Origin of the sequence: Streptomyces sp. MBT65 (assembly GCF_016612545.1) — a bacterium.
Lineage (GTDB): Bacteria > Actinomycetota > Actinomycetes > Streptomycetales > Streptomycetaceae > Streptomyces.
This window is the reverse complement of sequence record NZ_JAENRY010000591.1, coordinates 1-1,769: the sequence shown is the minus strand read 5'-3', so window position 1 is coordinate 1,769 and position 1,769 is coordinate 1. Positions and strand designations below refer to the sequence as shown.

At 74.3% G+C, this 1,769-nt stretch carries 1 protein-coding gene; it reads left to right on the top strand.

Annotation, left to right across the window (positions count from 1 at the left end; all coding sequences use genetic code 11):
* Positions 1-72: 72 nt before the first annotated feature.
* Positions 73-1,200, top strand: coding sequence for a S9 family peptidase (locus tag JHN63_RS50730; protein ID WP_200691889.1), 1,128 nt, complete (start codon positions 73-75; stop codon positions 1,198-1,200).
* Positions 1,201-1,769 lie beyond the last annotated feature (569 nt).

Here is a 1,769-nt window from a genome sequence, read left to right as displayed (position 1 = left end):
GACCCGCCCCCGCCCCTCACCCCGTGCGTCCTCCGGCTGGCCGGTGAGCGGGTCCCCCGGGACACTGGACCCGTGCGCACAGTCAAAGCGACGGCCGCGGCCGTCTCCGTGGCCCTCGCGGCCGGTGCGGCCGGCGTCGCCGTCGGCCGGTACGCCAGTGACGCGGCGCTGAAGGCGCCGCCCGGCCGCCCCCTGCCGACCGAACCCCGGCTCACGGTGCACTCGACCGCCGCCGGCCAGATCGTGCTCACCCGGGACCTGGCCTCCCTGCGCCCCGGTACCTACGGCCTCGCCGGTGACGGTTCCCACGCGGTCGTCGGCCCCGTCGTCGACACGGCGTCCCCCTCCGCCGACGCCGTCGTACGCCGCCTGGAACGCGTCACCCACGGCACCCTGCACCCCGGCGACAAGGTGTGGCTCACCCCGAACGTCCACATCGGCAACCCGAGCGCCGCCCTCGGCCTCGACCACGCCGACATCGACCTCCCCGGCGAACTCGGCTCCCTGCCCGCCTGGTTCGTGCCCGGGGCGCGGAGCACCTGGGTGATCGCGGTGCACGGACTGGCCGCCACCCGCGAACTCTCCCTGAACGTCATGGAGTTCCTGCACCGCAACCGCTTCCCGGTCCTCGCCCTCGCCTACCGCGGCGACCTCGGCGCACCCCGCAACCCCGACGGCCTGGGCCACCTCGGCGAGACCGAGTGGCGCGACCTGGACGCGGCGATCCGCTACGCCGTGCGGTACGGCGCCGAGCACGTCGTCCTGTACGGCTGGTCCACCGGCGCCACCATGGCGTTGCGCGCCGCCGCCCACTCCGCGATGCGCGACCGCGTCTCCGGTCTGGTGCTGGACTCGCCGGTGCTCGACTGGGAGACCACGTTGCGCGCCCTCGCCACCGCCCGGCACACCCCGGGCGCGCTGCTGCCGCTGGCGGTCCGTGCCGCCCAGGGCCGTACCGGTCTGCACGGCGACCGCATCGCCGAGGCCGCCGACCCCACCCGGCTCAGGGTCCCGACCCTGATCTTCCACGGCCCGGACGACAAGGTGGCCCCCTGGACCCTCTCTCGCCGCTTCGCCGCCCACCGCCCCGACCTGATCACCCTCCAGCCGGTGGCCCACGCCCCGCACAGCGCGATGTGGAACGCCGATCCGGCCGGCTACGAGGAGATCCTGCGCCGCTTCCTGACTCCACTGATGTGATCCCGGCCCGCATCCCGGCCCGCATTCCGGCCCACCTGTCGGGCCGGTCACCCTCGTCGGCGAGGGGCTGTCGCCTTCCGCCTGCACCGGGCCGCACCCTTCGCCCGTGCCAGGCCGCACCCTTCGCCCGTGCCGAGCCGTACTCTTTGCCAGTGCTGGGCCGCCGCCTTTGTCCTGCGTCGGGGCGCACTAGTCACCGGTATAGGGCCGCACCCTTCGCCAGCACCAGGCAGGGTCCCTCGCCCGTGTCGGATCGCACTTTTAGCCTGTGCTGGGCCGCCGCTCTTACCCCGCGTCGAGTAGCACGCTTTGCCCGCATCGGGTCGCCGCCCGTGCCCCGCGTCGGGCCGCACTCGTCACTCGTGCTGAGCTGGGCGCTTCACCCGTGCCAGGCCACACCCATTGCCCGTGTCGAGTCGCACCCTTCGTCCGTGCCGGGTAGCGCCCTTTGCTCGCGCCGGACCGCCGTCCTTGCCCGGCGTCGGGCCGCACTCCCCACTTGTGCCGAGCCGGTCCCGTCACCCGTACAGACCGCACTTTTCACCTGTGCCGAGCCGGTCCCGTCACCC